Source organism: Companilactobacillus hulinensis (genome assembly GCF_003946555.1).
Classification (GTDB): domain Bacteria; phylum Bacillota; class Bacilli; order Lactobacillales; family Lactobacillaceae; genus Companilactobacillus; species Companilactobacillus hulinensis.
In genome coordinates this window covers 1-23,236 of sequence record NZ_RHOO01000017.1, presented here as the reverse complement: position 1 = coordinate 23,236, position 23,236 = coordinate 1, and the positions used below count along the sequence as shown (strand labels likewise).

26 protein-coding genes, 2 pseudogenes and 1 riboswitch are annotated in these 23,236 nt (G+C 35.6%); of the genes and pseudogenes, 4 read left to right on the top strand and 24 right to left on the bottom strand.

Going from position 1 to position 23,236, the window contains the following annotated elements; translation table 11 throughout:
- Positions 1–16: 16 nt before the first annotated feature.
- The 24 genes and pseudogenes from EKM66_RS08975 to EKM66_RS08870 all read right to left on the bottom strand — a co-directional run bounded on the left by EKM66_RS08975 (position 17) and on the right by EKM66_RS08870 (position 19,376).
- Positions 17–1,912 (bottom strand): ABC-F family ATP-binding cassette domain-containing protein, encoded by a 1,896-nt coding sequence (locus EKM66_RS08975; protein WP_125763780.1) that lies wholly within the window; start codon positions 1,910–1,912, stop codon positions 17–19.
- 102 nt (positions 1,913–2,014) lie between these two features.
- Positions 2,015–2,479, bottom strand: a complete 465-nt coding sequence (locus EKM66_RS08970) for a hypothetical protein (protein ID WP_125763778.1) — start codon at positions 2,477–2,479, stop codon at positions 2,015–2,017.
- 55 nt (positions 2,480–2,534) lie between these two features.
- Positions 2,535–3,734: a CCA tRNA nucleotidyltransferase gene (locus EKM66_RS08965; protein WP_125763776.1), complete on the bottom strand. Its 1,200-nt coding sequence runs from the start codon at positions 3,732–3,734 to the stop codon at positions 2,535–2,537.
- A gap of 17 nt (positions 3,735–3,751) precedes the next feature.
- Positions 3,752–4,996 (bottom strand): tetratricopeptide repeat protein, encoded by a 1,245-nt coding sequence (locus EKM66_RS08960; RefSeq protein ID WP_125763774.1) that lies wholly within the window; start codon positions 4,994–4,996, stop codon positions 3,752–3,754.
- 216 nt (positions 4,997–5,212) lie between these two features.
- Positions 5,213–5,488: an HU family DNA-binding protein gene (locus EKM66_RS08955; RefSeq protein WP_010623460.1), complete on the bottom strand. Its 276-nt coding sequence runs from the start codon at positions 5,486–5,488 to the stop codon at positions 5,213–5,215.
- Between the two features lie 192 nt (positions 5,489–5,680).
- Positions 5,681–6,994: a ribosome biogenesis GTPase Der gene (gene der / locus EKM66_RS08950; protein WP_125763772.1), complete on the bottom strand. Its 1,314-nt coding sequence runs from the start codon at positions 6,992–6,994 to the stop codon at positions 5,681–5,683.
- 20 nt (positions 6,995–7,014) lie between these two features.
- A complete protein-coding gene (cmk, locus tag EKM66_RS08945; RefSeq protein ID WP_125763770.1) occupies positions 7,015–7,674 on the bottom strand; it encodes a (d)CMP kinase in 660 nt (219 codons plus the stop codon).
- A gap of 258 nt (positions 7,675–7,932) precedes the next feature.
- Positions 7,933–9,171, bottom strand: coding sequence for a LysM peptidoglycan-binding domain-containing protein (locus tag EKM66_RS08940; RefSeq protein WP_125763768.1), 1,239 nt, complete (start codon positions 9,169–9,171; stop codon positions 7,933–7,935).
- Between the two features lie 103 nt (positions 9,172–9,274).
- Positions 9,275–9,826, bottom strand: coding sequence for an ECF transporter S component (locus EKM66_RS08935; protein ID WP_125763766.1), 552 nt, complete (start codon positions 9,824–9,826; stop codon positions 9,275–9,277).
- An 80-nt stretch (positions 9,827–9,906) separates the two neighbouring features.
- A riboswitch (FMN riboswitch) is annotated at positions 9,907–10,025 on the bottom strand.
- Positions 10,026–10,706: 681 nt separating this feature from the next.
- Positions 10,707–11,534, bottom strand: a complete 828-nt coding sequence (locus EKM66_RS08930) for a hypothetical protein (RefSeq protein ID WP_125763764.1) — start codon at positions 11,532–11,534, stop codon at positions 10,707–10,709.
- A gap of 174 nt (positions 11,535–11,708) precedes the next feature.
- Positions 11,709–12,061, bottom strand: a pseudogene (locus EKM66_RS08925) (hypothetical protein); the annotation flags it as partial.
- A gap of 4 nt (positions 12,062–12,065) precedes the next feature.
- Complete coding sequence (locus tag EKM66_RS08920; protein ID WP_125763760.1) at positions 12,066–12,644, bottom strand: phage scaffolding protein; 579 nt, start codon at positions 12,642–12,644, stop codon at positions 12,066–12,068.
- A gap of 110 nt (positions 12,645–12,754) precedes the next feature.
- Positions 12,755–12,967 carry a hypothetical protein gene (locus EKM66_RS08915; protein ID WP_125763758.1) on the bottom strand — a complete coding sequence of 71 codons (213 nt, stop codon included), beginning with the start codon at positions 12,965–12,967 and terminating at the stop codon, positions 12,755–12,757.
- 10 nt (positions 12,968–12,977) lie between these two features.
- A pseudogene (locus EKM66_RS08910) lies at positions 12,978–13,139 on the bottom strand (polymorphic toxin type 50 domain-containing protein); the annotation flags it as partial.
- 17 nt (positions 13,140–13,156) lie between these two features.
- Entirely contained in the window at positions 13,157–13,390 is a 234-nt protein-coding gene (locus tag EKM66_RS12750) for a hypothetical protein (RefSeq protein WP_225426583.1), read from the bottom strand.
- Between the two features lie 36 nt (positions 13,391–13,426).
- Positions 13,427–13,870, bottom strand: coding sequence for a DDE-type integrase/transposase/recombinase (locus tag EKM66_RS08905; protein ID WP_263854133.1), 444 nt, complete (start codon positions 13,868–13,870; stop codon positions 13,427–13,429).
- Between the two features lie 40 nt (positions 13,871–13,910).
- A complete protein-coding gene (locus EKM66_RS12745) occupies positions 13,911–14,198 on the bottom strand; it encodes a hypothetical protein (protein ID WP_225426582.1) in 288 nt (95 codons plus the stop codon).
- Positions 14,195–14,872 (bottom strand): helix-turn-helix domain-containing protein, encoded by a 678-nt coding sequence (locus EKM66_RS08900; protein ID WP_125763756.1) that lies wholly within the window; start codon positions 14,870–14,872, stop codon positions 14,195–14,197. Before EKM66_RS08900 ends, EKM66_RS12745 begins: the two co-directional genes overlap by 4 nt.
- 293 nt (positions 14,873–15,165) lie before the next feature.
- A complete protein-coding gene (locus EKM66_RS08895; protein WP_125763754.1) occupies positions 15,166–15,888 on the bottom strand; it encodes a pseudouridine synthase in 723 nt (240 codons plus the stop codon).
- Positions 15,875–16,408, bottom strand: coding sequence for an SMC-Scp complex subunit ScpB (gene scpB / locus EKM66_RS08890; RefSeq protein WP_125763840.1), 534 nt, complete (start codon positions 16,406–16,408; stop codon positions 15,875–15,877). Before scpB ends, EKM66_RS08895 begins: the two co-directional genes overlap by 14 nt.
- 20 nt (positions 16,409–16,428) lie before the next feature.
- Positions 16,429–17,154 carry a segregation and condensation protein A gene (locus tag EKM66_RS08885; protein WP_125763752.1) on the bottom strand — a complete coding sequence of 242 codons (726 nt, stop codon included), beginning with the start codon at positions 17,152–17,154 and terminating at the stop codon, positions 16,429–16,431.
- A gap of 3 nt (positions 17,155–17,157) precedes the next feature.
- Positions 17,158–17,565 (bottom strand): RibT protein, encoded by a 408-nt coding sequence (locus tag EKM66_RS08880; RefSeq protein ID WP_125763750.1) that lies wholly within the window; start codon positions 17,563–17,565, stop codon positions 17,158–17,160.
- A 17-nt stretch (positions 17,566–17,582) separates the two neighbouring features.
- Positions 17,583–18,470: a site-specific tyrosine recombinase XerD gene (gene xerD, locus EKM66_RS08875; protein WP_125763838.1), complete on the bottom strand. Its 888-nt coding sequence runs from the start codon at positions 18,468–18,470 to the stop codon at positions 17,583–17,585.
- Between the two features lie 45 nt (positions 18,471–18,515).
- Positions 18,516–19,376 carry a CvfB family protein gene (locus EKM66_RS08870; RefSeq protein WP_125763748.1) on the bottom strand — a complete coding sequence of 287 codons (861 nt, stop codon included), beginning with the start codon at positions 19,374–19,376 and terminating at the stop codon, positions 18,516–18,518.
- 327 nt (positions 19,377–19,703) lie between these two features.
- Here EKM66_RS08870 and EKM66_RS08865 point away from each other — a divergent pair, with 327 nt between their 5' ends.
- From EKM66_RS08865 to EKM66_RS08850, 4 genes are all read left to right on the top strand, one after another.
- Positions 19,704–20,825 carry an NAD(P)-dependent alcohol dehydrogenase gene (locus EKM66_RS08865; RefSeq protein ID WP_125763746.1) on the top strand — a complete coding sequence of 374 codons (1,122 nt, stop codon included), beginning with the start codon at positions 19,704–19,706 and terminating at the stop codon, positions 20,823–20,825.
- A gap of 152 nt (positions 20,826–20,977) precedes the next feature.
- Positions 20,978–21,862: an ABC transporter ATP-binding protein gene (locus tag EKM66_RS08860; protein WP_125763744.1), complete on the top strand. Its 885-nt coding sequence runs from the start codon at positions 20,978–20,980 to the stop codon at positions 21,860–21,862.
- Positions 21,855–22,616 carry an ABC transporter permease gene (locus tag EKM66_RS08855; RefSeq protein WP_164505101.1) on the top strand — a complete coding sequence of 254 codons (762 nt, stop codon included), beginning with the start codon at positions 21,855–21,857 and terminating at the stop codon, positions 22,614–22,616. Before EKM66_RS08860 ends, EKM66_RS08855 begins: the two co-directional genes overlap by 8 nt.
- Complete coding sequence (locus tag EKM66_RS08850) at positions 22,613–23,194, top strand: hypothetical protein (RefSeq protein ID WP_125763739.1); 582 nt, start codon at positions 22,613–22,615, stop codon at positions 23,192–23,194. The genes EKM66_RS08855 and EKM66_RS08850 overlap by 4 nt, the downstream gene beginning before the upstream one ends.
- The last annotated feature ends 42 nt before the right edge of the window (positions 23,195–23,236 follow it).

Here is a 23,236-nt window from a genome sequence, read left to right as displayed (position 1 = left end):
TTGATTTAATTAAAAATTACTCTTCAAAAGAACTGAGATATTCCCAGCGTTCCATCATCTTATCAGCTTCAGCATTCTTTTCGTCTAATTCACGTTGAAAATCCATTAAATCCTGATAACCGTTAGATTCATCAGCTAACTGATCATTTAACTGTGAAATCTCATCGTCTAACTTCTCAATCTTTGGCTCTAATTTATCTAGTTCCATCTTTTCAGCATATGTTAACTTAGTCTTCTCTTCAGACTTTTTCTCAACAACAGCAGCTTCTTGTTTCTTTTCTTTTTCTTCATGGTGCTTAGCTTGTTCTTGCTCATTCATCTTTTGAAGATATCCAGAGTATGAATCGTAGCTTTCTTTTATTTGACCATTGCCTTCAAAAATCAAAAGCTTATCAGCAATTTTGTCTAAGAAATATCTATCATGGGATACAGCCAAAACTGTTCCTTTAAAGCTTTCTAGGTAATTTTCAAGAATCGTCAAAGTCTCAATATCCAAGTTATTTGTCGGTTCGTCAAGTAGTAGAACATTAGGTTGATTCATCAAAATCGATAGTAAGTACAATCGACGCTTTTCACCACCAGATAACTCACGAATAAAGGCACTCTGCATTTGATGATCAAACTTGAAAGTATCCAACAACTGAGAAGCAGACATACGCTCTCCGTCAGTGTTTCTGACATTTTGACCAATACCTTCCAAATAGATTATTACACGCTTATCAGGATCCATATCTTCAGTATACTGAGTATAATATCCAATCTTAACTGTCTGCCCAGTTTTAATATTCCCAGAGTCCAAAGGAATCTTACCTGTTATAGTATTCAAAAAAGTTGTTTTACCTGATCCATTAGAACCAGTAACACCAATTCTATCTCCCTTAGTTATTAGATAACTAAAGTTATCGATGATTTTTTTATTATCAAACTGTAGATTAGCATCCTTAATATCAAAGACATCATTTCCCAATCTTTGTTGAGCAATGTCAATTGACATATCCTGTTGAACGTCTGGCTTATCTTGAAGATCGGCTTTCAAACCCTTAAATCGATCAATACGTGCTTGTTGCTTCGTACCACGTGCTTTAACACCAGCACGCATCCAATCTAATTCTTTCTTATACATCTGAGTTTTATGATGCTGCTCAGAAGCATAGATTTCTTCTTTAGCCGCTTTTTGTGACAAATACTTTTCATAATTACCATCATATTCAGTCACATTACGGTTTTCCAACTCAAAAATTCTAGTTGCAACAGTATTCAAGAAATAACGATCATGGGTAACAAATAATACCGATCCCTTATATTTGTTCAAATAACCCTCTAACCAGTCAATTGCTTCGTAATCCAAATGGTTGGTAGGTTCATCAAGTATCAATAAATCAGAGTCTGAAATCAAAGTTTGTGCTAATGCAACACGTCTCTGCTGGCCACCAGATAATTGTTCAATTTTCTTATCCAACTCAGTAATTCCAAGTTTATTCAAAATCGACTTAACATCTGATTCCATTTGCCAAGCTTCAGCGGCATTCATTTGTTCTTGCAATTTAAAGAATTCATTTTGAATTTGTGTATCAGTAGAATTGGCATTGAATTTAGTCAATGCTCGTTCATATTTTCTGATTAATTGAAATTTTTCACCGCTTCCGGCAAAAACAGCATCAATAACTGACAATTTTTCATCCAGCTCTGGTTGCTGTGTCAAATAAGTAATTTTGTAATTCTTAGGTTTTTCAATTCCTATCGAGTTTAAATCTTCCGGATTAACGATTCCATCCAATAAGGTTGTCTTACCTGCACCGTTAAGTCCAAGTAATCCAATTCGATCTCCTTCACCAATAGTAAAAGTTACATCTTTAAAAAGAGTTCTTTCACCAAAAGATTTGTATGCATTTGTGATATTTAATGTTTTCAAATAATTTCACCACGTATTTCAGATTTGTCACATATAGTTCTATATTATATCAAATGACAGCAAAAAACCGCTATCCAGAAAAGATAGCGGTTTTTTATAATTCTATAAATCCTTGTTATAGATATCAAAAACAGTATGATCACTGTCGATAGCAATGTACAAATTACCAGTCTTACTTGAGATGGCTGAAGTTTGATAAACATTATCTAATCCTTCAGCATCTTTTTGTTTGAATGGGAAGAAGATTTGCATTGGTTCCTTATCTTCATCATCTTCAAAGACAAGATCACATTTTTCAATATCTTGATACTTAATTACACGGTTGAACATTCCATCAGCCATAGCAGCTGTTGAAACGTCAGTGTCTTTGATGTAATCGGCTTCAGGTAAAATCTCAATTCTGAAACGTTTGCATGGGTGAATTTCTTGCATACGTCCACCCTCGATACGTCCATAACTTGTTGTTACACGAGCAATCCATACATCACTCATTTCACCGTGGTTAACTGTCCAAGTATCATCATTTCTAAAGTAGAATTTTAATTCTTTGAAAACATGTTTTGTCATATTACCACCCTTTCGAATACTAAATTACTTATAATGCAATGATAACACAGCAACCTCATTTGCTTAACAAATATTCCTTCAATTTATCAAAATTGTTGTAAACGGTTCCTTCCACGACCTTATGCTCTATATCAGACATGTAATTTCCAATTTTTGGACCTGGTTTGATACCCAATATCTTGATAATATCGTTACCCGTAATTGCCAAATCACGGCTAGATTTTATTGGAATATTTACTACTTTTTGAGTTAAATTGGCATCATCAAATTCAATATCAAATAAGCGACACAAACTCTTAACACGGTCAAAATTATCTACGCCTAAACGATAAATATCCCAGACATCAAAATTACCATCCTTAAAGTGTCTAATCATTTTATCAGTAGCGACACTGGTCTCACGTGATTTATTGGATACCTTCCAATTACGAAGCATCTTATTGAACTGATTAGGCTCCAAGTTCATCACATAGCCAATAGCTGTCCATGCGGCTTCCTCGTCAACAAATAATTCATTATCTAAGTCTAGTAGCTTCTCCAAATTATTCCGTTGTCCTTTAAAAGATGGACAATACTCCGACAAGTCTAATTTTAAGAAGTCGGCAAATCCAATTTGCCAGGCTCTGCCGAGCATTAATTTGATGAATTCTTCACGAATACGCTCCACGGCAATTTTTTCAAGTAAATGAGCATTGTCTTTGATTGCTTTAGCGGTTTGTTCTTCAACCGTAAAATCCAATTGTGACTGAAATCTAACAGCTCTCATCATACGCAGCGCATCTTCATGAAATCTTTCTTCCGCTTTACCTACTGCTCTAATGACCCGTTTATTAAGATCAGTTAATCCATCAAACTTATCAATAACATCACCGTTACGATCGACAGCCAACGCATTAATCGTAAAATCACGACGTTTCAAATCATCTTCTAATGAACGCACAAAAGTAACTGAGTCAGGACGTCTAAAATCTTGATATCCTGATTCAGTTCTAAAAGTTGTGATCTCATAGGAATCTTCATTAAATAATACCGTCACAGTTCCATGTTGAATTCCTGTATCGACCGTACGTTTAAAAATGGTTTTTATTTCTTCTGGATACGCACTTGTAGCAATATCTACATCATGGATCGACAAGCCTAAAATGTGATCGCGCACACTTCCCCCAACGAAGTAGGCCTCAAACCCTGCTTTTTCTATTTCTTCTAAAACCGGCAATGCCTTTTTAAAGTCGGAAGGAAGTTGTTCAATACGCATGTAATTACCTCACAAAATTAGATTTGATCCATTAAATCCTGCATTTCAGAATTATCAGGGTCTTGTTTCAAATACAATGTTAAAGCTGCTTTAAGTGCGTCACGATCACCACTACTACGCAATATTTCAATAACATCTGTTAAATAGTCCAAGTTATCCTTGTATTCATCAAGCACCAGCAAAATATTCTCTTGTGCTTTAGCTAAATCATCCGTTTCAAAGTATGACTTGGCCAAGTTCCAAGTTAATTTTGGATTTCCGTTAATATCAACACCACTTAATAAGTCCAAGTTATTTTTATATTGACCTTGAGTAACATAGAAATCGCTTAAACGAATAATCAATGGAAGTGGTGTTTCAACAGTCTTAATACCCTTTTGAATAATGCTCAAAGCCTCATCAGGTTGCTCTGATACCCCAGCATCAAACGCAATTTGATAAAGTCTCTCATCAAGCTCATTAAGATTAAGCCCTAATTGGGCATACTTGAAGGCATCGTCATTCTTCTTAATATTCAAATAATCATCAGCCAGAATAGCATAGGCGGTTGGATAATCATGATTCAACTCAAGCAGTTTTTCCAATGTTTGGATAGATTTATTATAATCCTTTACTTGATTATACAAAAATCCTAATTGATATTGTGCATCTTCATTTAATTCAATTGCATTAAGCTTCTCAAATTCAGTAATTGCTTCCTCATATTGACCATCACCAGCCAAAGAACTGGCCTTACGAAGCACAATTGAGATTCCAGAGTAATTGTCAATACCTGCATCTAAAAGCATGTCATAGTACGTTAGGGCCTTGCTGAAGAGATTCTCATCAAAATACAACTCTGCAATTGCAAATTTGAAGACATCTTCATCTGGGAAACTTCTAATACCAGTCAATAACTTTTGCTCACTAACTTCGTACAATCCCTGTGATTGATAAATATCGGCTGATACCAGTAAGTTCTCCGCATAAGCTGGTGAGTCAGGTCCAATTTGAGAAATATAATCTAGTGCCTGATCAGAATCACCATCTGAAACTGCTATTTCCGCAAGTCTAGAAAGAATTTGTCCTTCATCTGGATAAAATTGTAATAAGTGTTCATAAATTGTTTTGGCTTGTACTGAGAGTCCACGGCTCATCAGTGTTTCAGCCAAAGAAAATTGTGTTTGGTCGTCGTCTTGTTGTAATGATTGATTGATCAAATTATCTACGTTTGAAAAATCTCCATCATCAATTGTGTCCATTACTTCGTCTGCTTTAGTCAAAGTTAATTCCTCCGTTTATTTGATTCATTGTTTTGTATTTATTATTGCACTCTCTGCATAAACGAGTTACGAAAGCCAAATTTCTGTGCCTGCTACAGATAATTGATAAGTCACTTTATGCCTATCAATTATCTTAGACAGTACTCAAAATTTACCGGCTTTCTTCACTCTCTGCATAAAAAAAGACGGTCATCCGACCGTCCCCCGAAATTAAAACTATTTAACTGAGTCCTTCAATGCCTTACCTGGCTTGAATGCTGGAACCTTGCTTGCTGGAATCTTAATTTCTTCACCAGTTTGTGGGTTACGGCCTTTACGAGCTGCACGTTGACGAACTTCGAAGTTACCAAAGCCAATTAGTTGTACTTTGTTTCCTTCTGAAAGGTTCTCTTGGATTGATTCAAAAACAGCATCAACTGCTGAAGTTGCATCTTTCTTTGTCAAACCTGTTTTACTTGCAACACTATCAATAAGTTCTGCTTTATTTGCCATACGTAATACCTCCGGAGATTTATATAGTTTTAGAACACATGAACGACGACTGTGTTCATCATTCCAATAATCAAAATACCATAGCAATAGGGCTGTGACAAGCTTTTACGCTTTAAAATCAGATAAAAGTGTAAATCTCTTGATTTTTTATAATTATAATTATAAAAGCGGTCATTTTACCGCCGTTTAGGGCTACTTGCGCTTTCTTGGTAAAATTTTGATTGGCGTACCTTCAAAGTCAAAAGTCTCTCTCAATTGGTTCTTCAAGAAACGTTCATATGAGAAATGAAGTAGTTCATTATCGTTTACAAACACAACAAATGTTGGCGGTTGAACCGCAACTTGTGTCATGTAGTAAATTCTTAGTCGTTTACCATTAACAACTGGTGTTGGTGCAATAGAAGTTGCACGCAACAATAGATCATTTAGAACGGCTGATTGGATACGACGTTCACGGTTATCATATACTCGAGAAACTAGTTCTGGAATCTTATCAAGTCTTTGTCCTTTAACAGCTGATGTGAACAGAATTGGAGCATATGCAAGATATTGAAATTCCGTTCTGATTTGGTTTTCAAAGTCCGTCATTGTATGAGTATCTTTTTTCAAGGTATCCCATTTATTGACAACAATAATGACACCCTTACCAGCATTATGAGCATAACCAGCTACACGCTTGTCTTGTTCACGAATACCTTCCTCAGCATTCAAAACACAACAAACAACATCTGATTTATCAATTGCACTTAAGGCACGCAAAACAGAATACTTCTCAGTATTTTCGTATACTTTACCACGTTTTCTAATACCGGCGGTATCGATCATAGTAAAGTCTTTGTCTAGCTTATCATCATGGTATTTCGTATCAATGGCATCACGAGTTGTACCTTCCATATTGGAAACAATAACACGCTCATCCCCAAGAATTGCATTAACTAATGATGACTTACCAACATTGGGACGACCAATGAAGCTAAACTTAATTGATTCATCCTCTTCATGTGTATCTTCAACTGGGAATGCCTTAACGATTTCATCAAGCAAATCACCAATACCAGTACCTTGAGCACCAGAAATTGGATTTGGATCTCCAAAACCTAAAGTATAGAAATCATAGATATTCTCTCTTTGTTCTGGATTATCAGCCTTATTTACAGCCAAAATAACAGGTTTTTTAGTACGATAAAGAATTTTAGCAACATCCTCATCTTCTTTTGTAACACTGTTTTGACCATTAACGATGAAGACAATAACATCAGCTTCATCAATCGCAATTTCGGCTTGATTCTTGATTTGAACGGTCATGGGTTCTCCACTCATATCAATACCACCGGTATCGATCAAACGGAATTCCTTACCTAACCAACTAGCACGTGAATAAATACGATCACGTGTTACACCGGGTGTATCTTCAACAATACTTAATCGTTCATTGATAATTCTATTAAAAATAGTTGATTTTCCTACATTAGGACGCCCAACCAAAGCTACTACTGGAACTGCCATAAATCTACCTCCCTACATCTCTATTTATTTTCATTTATAATTTCTGTAATTCGATCAACAACTTGTTCAATATTCATATTTGAGGAATCAACTTCAATCGCATCATCAGCCTTCATCAATGGTGAAATCTTGCGATGTGAATCCTTGTAGTCGCGCGCAGCAATCTCATCTTTTAGTTCATCTAATGGTGTGTTGATTCCACGCCCAATATTTTCTTTATATCTACGCTCTGCACGAACAGCAACACTAGCTATAAGGAATATTTTGACATCAGCATCAGGAAGGACAGTTGTTCCGATATCTCTACCATCCATCACAATATCGATGTCCCCAGCCATTTTACGTTGCATTTCTACTAACTCTTCACGTACTTCTTTAATGGCTGAAACTTGAGAAACATTATTAGTAATCTCTTCAGTTCTGATTGCATCAGAAATGTCTTCATCATCAAGCATGACGTGTTGTCCGTCATCTTTATTGATAAAATAAATTTTATGTTCACTCATTAATTTTAAAATACTGGAACTATCACCATAATCTACATTGTGCTTTTTTGCAAGCAATGTAACTGAACGATACATTGCACCTGTATCACAATAGACAAAATTCAAGTTTTTTGCAATTAATTTGGCAATTGTACTTTTTCCCGCTGATGCTGGTCCATCAATAGCTATTTGCATAATTGTTTCTTCTCCCTTTGAATCCTTGCTTTTTACTCTTCTTAAATAAACTATAAAAGAGCAAACCTTTTCCACTCTCTGCCTTAAACGAGTTACAAAGGAGCAGACCTCTGTGCTCACTACGCCTAGTGATTGTACCAATTTCATTGGTACAATCACTAGCCTAGGTAATGCTCAAGGTCTTAACGCTCCTTCTTCACTCTCTGCTTAACAAAAGGGTCTAGGACATAATCGTCTAAGACCCTTCTTTAAATTATATTATTTAACTCTTAGTTGTGTACCTGGTGTTAATGTTGAAACTCCACCATTGAGGTTCTGTAATTGCGCTGTAGTCATATTGTGATTATAGGCAATTCTGAACCAGTTATCTCCTGCTTTAACAGTATAATACGATGAAGCTGTACTACTGTTGTCAGTACCAGTAGTTGATGAAGAATTACTATTATTAGTTGTGCCAGTTGTTGAAGATCCTGTAGAACTGTTATTTTCATTTGAATCTGTTGTTTGTGATTGTGAACTATTAGCATTATCAGAACTACTATTAGTAGAATCATTAGTTGTTGAACTGTTTGAAGAAGATTCCTTAGCTTCAGCATTTGCCTTTGCTTCACTTGCTTCTTTTTCAGCAGCGGCCTTTTTAGCAGCTTCGTCCTTCTTCTTAGCAGCAGCTGCAGCTTCATCAGCCTTTTTCTTCTCAGCGGCTTTTTTCTTTGCAGCTTCGGCTTTTCTCTTCTTTTCAGCAGCTTTCTTCTTAGCGGCGGCTTTATCTTTGCTCTCCGAAGACTTCTCAGTTTGAGCACTATCCAAATCACTACCACTGCCGCTTCCACGAACAGCTTGAATAATAACAGGCATAAACATTATTACTATTAATGCAATAACCAATGTAGCAACCAATGTATGATTACCACGTTGCTTACCCTTACTTACTGCACGTGAAACATGTCCATCTTCATCTTCATCAGAATCAAAGCTCTTTTCCCAAGGCTTTTCTTCTTCAGTATCATCTTCGACCCGTTTGTGAGATTCTTGAGGTTCAGTATCTGGTTCAACTTGTGATTGTTCACTTGTTGTATCATCAGCTGGATGTGAATAATCATTTTGACTATTATTCACGATACCAGGTGCGATTGGAGGAACTGAACTAGAATTATCACTTGATTCAGTAGACTCAGATTGACTTAAATGATCTCCATCATTCTTGCTAGCTTGCAAATGATCATAACTTTGATCAATGTCATCAGCTGGTTCAGGAGTATCCTGAATGTCATCTTGAGTACTAGTAGGTTGTTCTACTGGTTGCGGTTCAGAATAGCCATTTTCACCAGGAGTTTCCTCTACGTTATTTGTACTATTATTGACAGGAATATCTTGACCATCAGATGGAACTAAATTATATTTTTTTAAATCTTCAGGACTAACGGAACCTTGCATACCGTCAGTCGTTTGAGGGATGCGAACACCACCAGAAGTATTGTTTTCGTTATTCTCGGCCATTAAAAACCAACCTCCTAATTTCTATCCCTTAAAGCATATCATAAAAGTTTAAAATTTTTCTTTAAAGATTTATAAAATGACCTTAAATATGTCAGTTTGTCGATTATTTTATAAAAAAGTGACCCTTAAGTCTTGGATAAACTACAAATACACCTGCAGAAATTATCAAAGCCTTAATAATATTAAAAGGAATAACTGCTGTAACAACATATTTTGCCAAGCTCATATTAAGTTGCATCCCCACTACATTCATGTAAAGTGGCATGACAACAAAGTAATTCAAGACAGACATGACAACTGTCATTGATAAAGTTCCAGCGATTACTGCCATAGGCTTATTGCCTTTTTGCCAAAAATAATTGAATGGTAGCAACAATGAGATACCCCCAACAATATTTGCCCCATTGCCAATTACTCCAGCGACACCTGATCCGGTAATCAACCAATGACAAACTGCTTTGATTACAGCAATCAAACTGCCTCCAATTGGACCGTAAGCAAAAGTCCCAATTATAGTTACCACATCACTAAGATCCACCTTCAAAAATGGTAACCAAAACAAAACTGGAAACTCGAAAAACATAATGATAGCAGCTAACGCTGAAAAAATAGCTACTCCTATCATTGCGTGAAATTTGTACGTACTTCTTCCCATAAAATCAACCTTCCCGCTGATCTCCAAAAGAAAAGAGGTCCATTTGAATACACCTAAATAGGGCATACGCAAACAGACCTCTCTGTTTTCTTTCATCTAGACTTTACTATCGGTCTTGGAATCTAACCAAGTCAACCAGCAACGCTGGGTCGCGGACTATACCGCCGGTCGGGAATTTCACCCTGCCCTGAAAACCAACTTATTAAATTTTTCACTTTAAATATATCATATATCGTTAAAAAACAACATACTATTGTTTACAAAAGGCATATTCTTACCAAGAGTATTTGTAAATACCTATTTATCAATCTTTACAGCCATCAGAATATGAAATACTAAAATACTTAATTTGCTTTTTGCTAGCTCAATATTGTTTAATATTTGACGCATTTCGAATGGCAACTTAATATCATGGACCCGTCAGAACAAAAACATATGGTATACCAGTTCAGCAAAATAGCTTCATAATTCAATCATAAATAATGATGATTTATAGAAAGTGTGCAAAAAATGTGCAGTTTTAAAAATACCTTCCTATTAAGTTACTTGTTTCCACCGCCAATTGTATAGAAAGCATCTATATACTCATCGGTTGCGACCTTGAAATAATCACGCCCAGCAATGTGATATAACCTGTCACTTGTCTTCCATCGAGATAAATCCTTAAATTTTGTTTCAGTACCGATATCCTTTTCACCGGCATGATTAACCGAGCTGATTCCACCAGCACCATTAATTGTAACGATATTTGCTTAATCAGTGTACCTCTTGGGAATGTACTCATCGGTAGTAATTCTATACATGGCTAACCCATTAATATTCTTAACGGTCAATGACTTCCACGAACTGCCATTTACAAGTACTGAATTGGAACCTGCAATTATATGACCTTTATTGTTCCATCCTGCGATTCCTGTTGATGGACCATTCTTGATAGTGACTCTGGTGATGGTAACTTGATTTGAAGCTTCTTATTCACGATTGGAGAATCTGTTCCATTTACTACTGCACCAGTTACTTTTATATCATTGCCAGTCGATTGATAGCCTGAAAATGTCCCATTGTACACTTGAACATAATCAACCCCTGATGCAATTGATTTGCTAGTCATTCCATAAATAAACTGACTAGATTCTTTAATTATGTTCCAGTCAGCTATATGCCCCGAATTCTCATCTCTAATTATAGAAAAGCCTACTGGAACAGTATCTGATTTCAAAAAGTTTCCGAAGTCTGTTCCATTAGGACAAGTTGCATAGGACCAAGAACCACTCTTAAAGATTTCTTGCTTCTGCCATTTAGAAGTATCTGTACCCAATGTAAAGTCTAATAGTGATTTTGAATATGGACCGGGCTTATTTTCTTGAGCCATCTTTATATTTGTTAAATATAAATCGGCGTCAAACCCTTGAGTAATAGATCCATTATTATCAAATCTTAAATTACCAGCATCGACATTATTCGGAATCTTAAATGTATATGATACATGATCACATTTTAAACTACTTAACTTAAATTTTTCAGCAATAAGAAAATTAGTATTTGTTTTATTCCCGTAATCATGTCCTATGAACCATAAATCTGCATCCACTAAATTAGAATTGTTGAAACCATCAAACTGAACAGTATATGTAGCCCCGGATATAACATCAATGGCATCAGGAGAAAGGGTAACTTCTTTTGTATCGCTATTTCTTAGAAGTAACATATTTGATGACGTATTTTTATAAAAATTATGCTTAACCAGACTTAGTGATGACGTATTGGTTGGACCGTTCATATTTCAAAAATATGTATTAGCAAAATATGACGTGTTCCTAATCAAGTATTGTGATCTCAAAAGTATCTGTTGAAAGCGTTCCATTAATGCGGTATTTTTAACCATCTTTGAAAATCTGTAAGAATCCAATTCTGGTTGAACGTGTTCAGTAATGAATGAGGTGGAAATATTAGCCATTGCTAATTCTTGATGTGTTTCATCCACATCTTGTCTATCGATGAAGAATTCAATATCACGATCTTGACCCATTGTGTATGTGTCTTTATCATCTGTAACAGAACCTTCATTATATCCTTTAGTACGTGTGTGATTCTTCAATCCCGAAATGCTGATATTGCGTAACTTGAATGTTACCAATTTACTTGTGGTACGCCTAGGGTAGCTGTAACAAGTCCTTCAGTAATCTTTTGATCTAGTTGGTCGCCGTATTGCTCGGCGTAGTTAAATGTAGCCATTTATTTAGTCCTCCTTAATATTGTGTAGACCCAGTGCTTTAGCAAATTCATCATCAGGTGCAGGTGCTCCTGAAGGATTACCGCCAGAGATTGCATTGATGGCTGGTTTATTTTGACTCTTATCATCGGGTTGAAATAAGTAATCATGATCAGCCTTGATGTTATCAACTTGTTCCTGTAATCCAGTCAATTCAGATTTATCAGCGTCAAATTTAACTGTATCAGTATCGATGAATGGCATAACTGCCTTAGCATCCCTAACACCGGCATCCTTAAGATAGTTTTGAACCGCATTATCTTGTCTGACCTGAAGCAAATCACTAGCAGCCTTTTTATCGTTATCGCTGATAGTAGATTTGAGACTTTCAATTTGTTCCTTCATCCCATCACTATTACCAACTTTGCTGCCTAACTCTTTGATTTGACTATCACGGTCATCTATTTGAGACTTAAAACTGTCTCGCTGCTCTTCTGCACTTGCGAGCTTGGAGTTAACCCCCTGAATATCCCTGCCATACTCTGACATGATCTTATCGATTGAATCATCTGCTAAACCTAAGTCTTTTAAGAAATCTCTTTTCATGCTAAATCTCCTTTACGTTTTTTAACGATGTAACGACATTGCTTAATTGATTGCATAAAAAATAAGCCTTTTTTTGTCATGCTCAGGACAAATAAAAACGCCTAATCAATTTAATTAGACGTTTGCTCTTTAATATCTATAATTTCATCATCTCTTAAATTAACAGAATCATTAGGAAATTGTTTTGTACCATCAACATCAATACTTGCAACACCATCATCCGAATCTGCAATAGTCTCTATTGAAGTAACATGTCCAATAAAAACCTGACCATCATCAGTTTTTACTACTACATCCTTACCAAAATAGTCAATTATACTCATAATTTCCCTCCTATTCATGTCTTAATGGGACTATATGTGTTCTCGACTTAGAATGATGAATCTTTATCCAGTTAGTTTCCTCACCACTGCTATAGTCTATTCCAATAATATGATCAGTCTCGACCATTTCTTTATTACTATATTCGCTATGCTTAGTAAACTCAAGTTTACCTTTACCAGAATAGTCATCTAATAACTTTTGTGGATCTTCACTATCAAATAAGTAGCTCTTTTACCTGGGGCATGAGAAGATTCCATATGAGGCAATTGTTTATCCTCATTTATCTTCGTTCCCCAGTCACCACTTTTAATCTTCAAATTAGTATATTTCTGGCTATCCGTTAATTTAATATTATTGTAATCCGAACCAAGACCAGTAACAACCTTTTCACGACTGTAATCACGTGCGCTAGTACCTGTCAAGTTATCATTTGAAATAATATAAAATTGAATAATCTTTTAGATGGCCATATTCCGGAATTCCGCCGGGGTATGGCCATTTCTCGTATCTGACCTGCTAGTGTAATTAAAATAATTAATTCCGCTTTCAACTAGTCTAACAAGTTCTTCGTATGTTTTAGGTACAGGATGACGATTCATCCAACGAAGTTTAAATTCACTCCACCAACGCTCCATTGGAGCGTTGTCGTATGGTGTTCCCGGTCTTGACATACTTCTGGTTACTTTATGGCCATTTAGAAAATTATTAAATGATTTAGATGTGTATGCTGATCCACGGTCCGTATGGACCAGTGGATGGACATCTCCAGCTATTTCAAAAGCCTTTTCAAATACAGTTTTCTCTGCCTCGGTAGTTCCAGTTGGACTTAAATGACTAGAGAGTAGGCATCGTCCATAAAGGTCCAATACACCTCTTAGACGTACCTTATGTTCACCGTTTATTCCATAAGAAAGTTCTGTGGAATCTGATAACCATACTTGATTAGGATTCTTTACATAAAATTCTCGATAATGTAATCTTCGTATCCATATTTAAATTAGTCAGTATGACTCCAGCACCAATAGTTTTAGTATTCAATTCATACCAATACATTATGCGTTTCTTCAGTAACTTATCCTTAGTTTCCTTAGGAGTTTCTTCACGTTTCCAATACTTGTTATAGGCCTGTCGGCTAACGCCGACAATGCCTAGTAGAAGTGTTATAGCACCGTGATTATTTTGACTAACTTCCTTTATTGCCCGGTAAGCCAGTCTACGTTGTTGTTTCACCCCCTGTGCTGAATTTCCCATAGTTTTTTTGAGAATTCCTCGATTATTTTTTGGTCCTTAAGTTCTGATTCTAATTGTTTGATTCGCAAATTAGCTTTATCTAATTCAGTTAAACTTTCTTTGGCTTTGCGATAGCCTCGGCCATCAAGCAAAGCCTCATACCCACCGTTTTTAGATTTCAGAACCCATGAACGTGCCTGTTGATACGATACAGAAAAAATTTTGGCGGCTTTCGCATAAGAATGGTTATATTTAACTATATATTCAACGATTTCAATACGTTCCTCAAAAGTTGTCTTTCTTGTCATAGTGGAATTACGCTTTCCTGACGAGTTATGTTCAGTCAATGTTTTTCCATTATTATACTTGAATATCCAATCATGAACTTGACTATTACTTCTAAGATTGTATTTTCGTGTTAAACCATCTATTGTATCTTTTCCATCTAGAAAATCATGGATGACTCTTAGTTTTAGTTCTTTAGGATAAATATTATTTTTACGCTTTTCCTTTAGACCGTCGACTCCGTCGCGCTCAAAGAGCATGAGCCACCGTCTTAAAGTCCTTGGAGATATACCATTTTTCTTGGCAAATGATCTACCTGAATTACTTGAACTATTAAATCTCTCAATTATATTGAGCTTTTCTAGAAGATTGAATTTAGATCTGGGCATAGAAAAATCCCTCCATGAAAGTCAAATGAAATTATATTATTTCATTTGACAACCATAAAGGGATTATCGCAGATTTCTTGTCTAACAATTATGAAGCACTTTAATGCTTAATTAAAAGCATTCGGGTGTTTTTGTATTTATTTGAGTATAAAGCAGGTTTAAGGTCAAGATTCCGGTCTTGGAATCTAACCAAGTCAACCAGCAACGCTGGGTCGCGGACTATACCGCCGGTCGGGAATTTCACCCTGCCCTGAAAACCAACTTATTAAATTTTTCACTTTAAATATATCAGACTAACGTCTTTCTTTCAACTGTGCTACTTCAAGTCTTGTCAAATTTCTATATTTACCAGAAACTAAACCGTCCAATGTCAAGAAGCCATACTTCTCACGAGCTAGTTTTTCAACTGGATGTCCAACTGCAGCGAACATATTCTTAACTTGATGGTTATGTCCTTCATGAATAACAATTTTAACTAACGAAGTATTCTTCTTAGTATCCTTTGACATTATGTGAACCTTTGCAGGTGAAGTTTTATAATCCTTTAACTTCATTCCATGTTCAAGCTTCTGGATTTCTTCAATACTAAGAAATCCTTGAACCTTGGCAACATAGGTCTTATCGACATGATATCTTGGATGCATCAATTGGTTAGCGAATTCCCCATCATTAGTCAACAATAATAGGCCGGAAGTATCATAATCCAATCTTCCAATTGGGTAGACACGTTCCTCAACATCGTCTTCCAACAGATCTGTGACCACTTTTCTACCCTTGTCATCTTTAACCGCTGAAATAACGCCACGCGGCTTATACAACAAAATATAACGTTTCTTTTCACTATGAAGTGGCATTCCGTCAACTTCAATCTTATCGTGATGGTCTACTTTAATACCCATCTCTCTTACCGTCTTGCCATTAACAACAACGTGTCCTTCAGCAATCAGTTGTTCTGACTTTCTACGTGAAGCAACACCGGCATCAGCCATAAATTTTTGTAATCTAACTTTCTCCATCAAAATCTCCTAAATTTTCATTTTCATCATTCTCAAAATTCTCTATCGCAGGCAATTCTTTCAAGCTCTTGATCCCAAAATAATCAAAGAAATCATCTGTGACAACATACAGATTAGGATGTCCAGGGACATTTTTCTTCCCATTTTCTTTGATCAAGCTTCTAGCAAGAAGTGTGTTGATACTACCAGAACTCTGCACACCACGAATTTCATCTATTTCAATTCTAGTAATTGGTTGTCTGTATGCAACAATCGATAAAACTTCCAAAGCTGCCTGACTAAGCTTAGTGCCAAGTCCTGATTTGAAGTACTTCGTTAACAAATCACTATATTCTGATTTGGTTATCAACTTATATCTTGAATTAAAATTGGCTAATCTAATTCCTGAATCAGCATCACTAGCCAATTTAATCTCAAGTTGTTCAATATTTTGTCTTAATGCTGCAGTATCTATTTCTAATAACTCGGCTAAATCATGTTCTTTAATACCTTGATCTCCAGCTACAAAGAGCAACGCCATAATTTTTGCTTGATACACTATTAATTCCTCAATTCAATTATTAATTCACCGTTAAAACCATCTTGAGTGGCGGTTATCTGTTGCTTACTGACCATTTCTAGAATAGCCATGAAATCAGTAACAACCTCTTCAATATCGTTTTGTAACTTCAAAAGTGACTTAAACGTCGTTCGTTTGATACTAGATAGTTTATTCAAGATATTCTCGGTAGCATCTTCAATAGACAGAGCCTCATTTTGAATTATTTCAGTTTGAGGCTGTCTATTTCTTTGTTGACGTAATATTTCGGTATATGTCGTTGCTAAATCGTCCAGTGCAATTGAATCTGGTTTCAAAAACTGTTCCAATTGAACCGCTGGAACACTCATATCTTTATCGAACGAAAGTTTACGAATCTGTTCTTTTTCACCAAAATATTCAGATACATGCTTAAAAGTTTGATACGTCAATAATTGTGAAACCAATTCATCACGTGGATCTTCAGCCTCAAAATCATCATCTATCTCATCAGGAGCTTGAGGCAACAACATTTTGCTTTTAATAGACATCAATGTGGATGCCATTACCAAATAATCTCCAGCAATATCCAATTCCAAGACTTTCATACTATTAAGATAGTCAATATATTGCTGTGTGATTTGTGCAATCGGAATATCATAAATATCGATCTTAGATTCTTTAATAAGATGCAATAATAAATCAATTGGACCTTCAAAATCTGTTAAAACTAAATTTAATTTTTCCATTATTTATTCTTTTGATGTGTCATTATCCGCTTTTGCAGACGACTCACGTTCTTCCTTCGCCCTACTTTCACGCCACGCCTTAAGTAATTCTCCCAGATTGAAGTTTCCTAAAACTGTATAGTCAGAAAACTTTCTTTGAATATCATCAAAAATCTTAAAAATATTGCTTTGTGAGCGATAGGAAGGACTTAAGGAGATATATTCAATAAACACTGTATGTTCAGAAAAGGAGAGTGCAACAATTCCAGAATAATCTTCAATATTGCTCTTCCACAGATACAATTGTCGATTTTCATCTTCCTTGTACAAGTTGAGTTCTTGATCCAAATTAGACATATCTTTCAAATCAGGGATATATGACAAGAATCCCATCGCAATCTTTTTGTTTTCATCACTATATTTATTGAGCATACTTTTATATTTATCTCCTATGCACGAGGATGCGAGTTTTCATACACTTGTTTCATCCTTGTTTTATTAATATGAGTATAAATCTGAGTTGTTGAAATATCTGAATGACCCAAAAGTTCCTGTACAACACGCAAATCAGCACCGTTTTCCAACAAATTGGTGGCAAACGAATGCCTCAATGTATGTGGTGTAACGTCTTTTTTTATACCAACTTGAGCAATATACTTCTTGATCATTCGCCAAATTGACTGGCGAGTTAATTTATTGCCTCTAAAATTCAAAAAGACTTCCTTTTGTTCGCCATATCTCTCAACTAATTGATTTCTGGTTTCAGCAAAGTACTTCTGAATCCACTTAATAGCAGTATCTCCAATCGGTAATAACCGCTCCTTATCACCTTTACCTAAGGTCTTGATCAACCCCAGATCCAAATGAAGGTCATTCATCGACAGATTAACCAATTCACTGACACGTAGTCCGGTAGCGTACATTGTCTCAAAAATAGCTCTGTCTCTAATACCAAGTGGTGTTGAAATATCAGGTGATTCTATCAACGAATCCACCTCTTGCATCGACAAAACTACAGGCAAATGTTGTCCCTTCTTAGGTGCATCAAGTTCATTCATTGGATTAACGTTAATCTTGTTGATCAACTCCAGCCATTGATAGAAGCGTCTCAAAGAAGAGAACATCCGCATTTGAGTGGTTTTAGACTTCCCTTGCTTATCTTGATCCGCAAAGAAATTCGTAATCACAAAGTGATCCTCAGGATATGTATCCTTTTGGTTATTTTCTAAATAATAACTGAATTCCAGTAAATCCTGTTGATACGAAGTAATTGTATTTTTCGAGAGTCCTCTATCAAGCCTCAAATAACGACCATAATCAGAAATCGTATCATTCATAGCCTGATTATGAACTGTCAGCTTTTCATTCAAATAGTTCCACCTCTACTTAAGATATGTAAAACCATCTTTTTGCTCAATTTTTCTCTGTTTCATTAAGTTACCTAATGCACGTTTAAAACTACCCTTGCTGATACCAAAGTATTCTTTAATATCATCAGGATCACTTTTGTCTGTATATGGCATTTTGCCATCCTGTGAATGCTCCAAAACCGCAATGATCATCTGTGCATCTGGAGTTATTTCCTCATAAGCACGTGGTTTCATGGACAAGTTCAAACGTCTGTGACTTGATCCAATAGCACGAGCCTTAACATGTTGGCCAATGTGCATTGGTCCTGATTGTTCATTAACATGAATGAATCCTAGATAGTAATCTTCAGTGATAACAAATGTTCCGGTTTCTCTGATAGCAATAACAGTTGATTCTTCATCTTTGTTCTTCATTGAATCATTAGCACTACGTACCAATTGCATATACAAATTCAAATCAGCAAGTTTGCCCCAAAGACGACCTTTATGATCAACATCTAGCTTGACCATAACACGGTCACCCTTCTTAGGCCATTCTGAATGCTCCAAAGGCAGGTCATCTAGTGAAACAACAATATCCTTATCCTTCAATCCAACGTCAATAAACACACCTAAATCAGATCTTGAGTCAGTTACTTCTGCATAGCCCCAAACACCTTGAGAAACAGTTGGCAAGTTAACAGTCATTCTGTTCTTATGAGCTTGGTTCTCATATACGAATCCTGTCAGCTCGTCACCAAGTTCAGGTACATCCCCCAATTCACTCAAATCCAATGCAAATGTATAACCTTCAATTTGTACGAAGGCTTCGTCTTTATTCAAATCCGTAACCGTTCCGGCTACAACTTGACCATACAAATCTTTCAATTCCATAATTTCACCATACTCTTCTTAATATACTCATTTTTTACTATTACTATTTTAACAGTTATAGTCAGAGTTACATAATTATTCTTGTCGAAATATTGTAACATGTTTATCAAAAGTTTTTATATATATTTTTCTAGCGGTCATAAGTTGCCCCAGCCCTTATATAGCATGACTTACGCTTACACACAATTAATGAATGTATATACTTTTATTGAAAAAGTCACAACTTTTTTCAAATTCAAGATTGAATTTCAATTTCGATTGTGAAATAATTTTCTTTGTGGAAAGCGTTTCCAAATTATATTAAATACAGAAAGAAGATTTTAATTTATGAAGATTAAAGCTGCTGTTGTTGATAAAGTAAACGATCCATTTGTAATCAAAGATGACATTGAACTTGCTGACATGCAAGACGATGGACTACAAGTAAAAGTTGTAGCATCAGGTATTTGTCACTCTGATGAAGCACTACGTAAGGGTGATGCTGGCTTCGACCTACCTGCTATTTTGGGACATGAGGGATCAGGTATCGTTGAAAAAGTTGGTAAGAACGTTCACAACTTTGAAGTTGGTGATCATATCATCATGTCATTCTACTCATGTGGAGAATGTGATAATTGTCTCAAAGGTATTCCAACACAATGTCGTAAATATGCTGCTTCAAACTTGAGTGGTACACGCCCTGATGGTAGTGATCACTTCACAGAAAATGGCAAACATATTAGTGATATGTTCAACCAATCATCATTCACAACACATACTGTAATTAATAAGAGAAATGCCGTTAAGGTTTCTAAAGACTTAGATTTGAGAAAACTTGGACCTCTAGGCTGCGGATATGTAACTGGTAGTGGTACAGTCTTCAATACCTTGAAACCAAGACCTGGTGACACAATCGCCGTCTTTGGTACAGGTGCCGTTGGTCTTGCTGCTATGATGGCTGGTAAGATTTCTGGATGCACACACGTTATCGCTGTTGATATCGTTCCATCACGTCTTGAACTCGCTAAGAAGTTGGGCGCTACTGATATCGTAAACAGTGCTGATGAAGATGCTGTTGAAGCAATCAAGAAAATCACAAATGGTCTAGGTGTCGACTGGGCCGTTGATACAACTGGTGTTGCCAAAGTTATGACAGATTCAATTGCTGCTTTAACACAAGGTGGTACAACTGCTACAATCGCTGTTACACCACACAATATCGACATTAGTACATGGAATGATCTATGTGTCGACGATAAAAAAGTCGTTGGTGTAAACATGGGTGATTCAATTCCTCAAGTTGACATCCCTCGCCTAATTGAATTCTATAAGATGGGTGTATTTCCATTTGACCTTACTGAAAAGTTCTATGACTTTGATCAAATCAATGAAGCCGATGCTGACTCTGTCAGTGGTAAGACTATCAAACCAATTTTGATTATTGATAAAGATTACAAACCAGAAGCATAATTAAATATTGTTCGAGGGTCCAATCACTTGATTGGACCCTCTTTTTGTCGTATTAACATGACAAATGTCATAGTTATTCATGACATTGCTTACTATTTACTGACATTCTAAGAAGTTAAACTTTAATTATCAAGTAAAGGAGACAATCAATCATGAATACAATCATCAAAGTTGAACACCTTAATAAAAGTTATAGAAAAAAAGAAATCTTGAAAGATTTAAATTTCGAGGTCGATCATAATCAAATAATTGCCTTGATTGGAGAAAATGGTGCCGGAAAAACAACACTAATAAATATTATGTTGAATTTAATTTCATCCAATTCAGGAACCATTAATATTCTAGATAATACAAAGCACTTTAAAGAACACATTGGCGTAATGATGCAATCAAATATTTCCATCACGCGTATTACCGTCAAAGAAATATTGAGGTTAACTCAAAGCTATTATAAGAATCCACTTCCATATGAAGATTTAATTGAATTAGCACATTTAAAAGATTTGGAAAGTTCAAAAATGAATGAATTATCCGGTGGGCAAAAAAGGCACCTTTCATTTGCGCTATCAATTGCTGGTAATCCTGACTTACTTTTTCTAGACGAACCTACTTCTGGTATGGACAGTCAAAGCCGCACAAAGTTTTGGCAAACTATTTCTACCTTGAAATCTCAGCACAAAACCATTTTCGTTACAAGCCACTACCTAGAAGAACTAGAAGCAATCGCAGACAGAATCATGATTCTTCAAAATAAATCGATTGAATTTGATGGGTCAATTGCTGAACTTCGTACCCTAGAGGGAGAGAGTCTGGTTGAATTTGACAGTGCACTCTTGCCAGACCTATTCAAATCCATTCCTGATATCACTGACTTCAAAAACGTTGGTAATCACTACCAATTTACAACAAAAAATGCCGAATCATTAGTGAGACAAATGACTCCATATCTCAATGCTATCAGTAACTTAAAAGTTCAACAAAACTCATTAGATTCATTATTTGTTAATTTCAGTAAAGGAGATGCCAACTATGAATAGTTTTATTTATCAGATCAATATTAATTTCAAAAGGATTATTCTCCGAAACAAGCGCTTCTTCCTATTCGATATGATGTTACCCATTGTATTTTATCTACTTTACTCAAAAATATTAGTTACCGGCATCCCTCAAGCAGATCTGAAAACTTGGCAAATGAACTATTTGATCAGCATGATAATTTATAGTTGCTTATTAGGCTCAATCATCACCGTAGCTAATACATTACTCGAAGACAAAACTAGTCATTTTGATATTTTATCACAATTAACTCCCCTACCAAGATGGCAATACTATTTGTCACGAATTCTGATTTTCTTATTATTAAATTTAATTTCATCAATCGGTATCTGTTTAGTCGGGATTCTCGTAAATAACTTAACATTGTCAATTGCAACTTGGTCTCTAATAATATTAACAACCATTGTCGGTACTGTTCCGCTAATATTTATCGGAATATTGATTTCACTTGCCAATAATCCTGCCACCGTTAATATGTTAAACAATCTTATTGTTTTCCCACTAGCAATGATCAGTGGATTATGGTGGCCAATAACTATGATGCCAAAATGGCTGCAATCAATTGGTAAATTAATGCCAACTTTTGAGCTTTCCAACATAGATCAATCAATTCTTCATGGTAAAATCATAAATAATCAATACGTTATAGGAATCATTCTTTGGCTAGCAACAATTGGAATAGCAGCCATACTCATAACTACGTATCAAAAATACAAGGAGCTCAACATAGAATGAAATTCTTAGAGAATCATATTCTTTTCCCCAAAAGATTTGGTATCATGCCGTACTTTTGGACATTCGCCTTAATTGCTCTATCCAGTCAACCATTATTTGGAAGTAATGGTGTCGACTGGATTTTGTTTTTACTATTAATAATTTTTCTCAAATTATATCGAGACGGATATGAGATCAATCGTCTATTACCGATACAGATAGTTGGTCAATTAATTATCACCACTTATTTAGTATATAAATATAGCTTAGGAACATTATTTATTTTTACTGCTTGGGAAATTGGCTCGCTACCGTTTAAGAATAAACAATTTTACAAGTATACGATTATTTATTTAATCTTCAGTATTCTTTGTATCGCAGGAAATATAATGGTAAATTTCAAGTCATATGGTGTTTACGGAATTATCATTACTGCATTATTTGCAATTGGTTCACCATTTGCCGCAAGATCACTTGGAAATAGTTATCGTAAAATGTATCGCTTGAAGCAAAACAACAAACGATTGGAAACAATCATTAAACAAAATGAACGAGAAAGAATTGGAGAGATTGCAAGTTTAATCCGAACACTTTGTTAAATATCCACGAAATGAATCAATGGCAGTATTCCAGCCTAAAAC